This is a genomic window from Vibrio sp. 811, from assembly GCF_033339195.1.
In genome coordinates this window covers 1-1,171 of sequence record NZ_JAWOUB010000090.1, presented here as the reverse complement: position 1 = coordinate 1,171, position 1,171 = coordinate 1, and the positions used below count along the sequence as shown (strand labels likewise).

Annotated in this window: 2 protein-coding genes; both read right to left on the bottom strand. The window is 48.4% G+C overall.

Annotation, left to right across the window (positions count from 1 at the left end; genetic code table 11):
* A partial coding sequence (locus R7Q46_RS25015; protein ID WP_318077908.1) for an NAD(P)/FAD-dependent oxidoreductase occupies positions 1-395 on the bottom strand: 395 nt, incomplete at its 3' end.
* A 236-nt stretch (positions 396-631) separates the two neighbouring features.
* A partial coding sequence (locus R7Q46_RS25010; RefSeq protein WP_318077907.1) for a 2-oxo acid dehydrogenase subunit E2 occupies positions 632-1,171 on the bottom strand: 540 nt, incomplete at its 5' end.

The window sequence follows — 1,171 nt, the reverse complement described above, 5'->3', positions numbered from 1 at the left end:
TGCTCAGCTTGAGTAGCAAGCCAGCGACAAAGATTAGCAAGGCTAATAACGTGATTGCTTTCGTCATTATGCATGGGTTTAGGCGTGAGGAAGTGGGGCACACGTATATGATTAAGCTCTGTCGTTAGATAGAGAAAATCATCATGTTGAACGGGGGCTGAAATGGGCGCTCCCATTTCCTTCACATCTGGGAAAAGCTCGTCTAAGGCGCGAGTTTCTAACACCGCGCCAGATAATATATGTGCGCCGACCTCAGAGCCTTTTTCTACCACACAAATTGACAGCGCTTCGCCTTCACGATCTTGGTTCAACTGTGCTAATCGACATGCTGCACTCAACCCCGCAGGGCCAGCTCCGACGATCACCACATCAAACTCCATGCATTCACGTTCCATTTTTGTGCTTCCTTTTTATTTTCGTCATCTGGGTGACATTTTTCGTTTATATAGAAAACTATAGCTCAGTTAACGTAAACGTGAATTCGATGAGAGGTAGTCATAGCTTTGAAGCATGAAAGAGTGACATGTGTTTGAAAATTAAACCGTTAGTGATGACTTTATCTGTTCGGTGGGTTGGTTTGAATTAGTGCGTAAAGCAGAAAAAAGGCTTCCATTTAGGAAGCCTTATGTCGTTATGACTTAGTTACACTTGGCCTTTGCAGATGTTCTGCAAGCACCTTGGTAAAGCGCGCGGCTTCACCGCCGGTACAAGCTCTGTGGTCAAAGGTAATGGACAGCGGCATTGCTTTTACGGCCACGGCTTGACCGTTACGGATCACGACTCGGTCCACAATTCGTCCTGCACCGACAATCGCGACTTGCGGTGGCGAAACCACTGGTGTTGCGAAAATGCCGCCAATGGCCCCAAAGTTGGACAAAGTAATGGTTGCGTGTTGTAAGTCTTCTCGGCTGATCTTTCTGTCTCGGATGCCTTTGACGGTTTGATCTAGCCAGCGACGAACGTCTTGCGGTTCATACTCATCCGCGTGGCGAAGCACGGGGACATACAGTCCGTGACGGCTATCCACCGCTACACCAAGATTGACGGTAGGATGAACACAGCGCGTCATGGTTTCGGCATCGAACCAAGCGTTGAGAGCTGGCTCTTGCTGGCAAGCATAAACGATAGCTTGTACCAGACGAATGCTGATGTCCTCGTTTGGCAACCAATC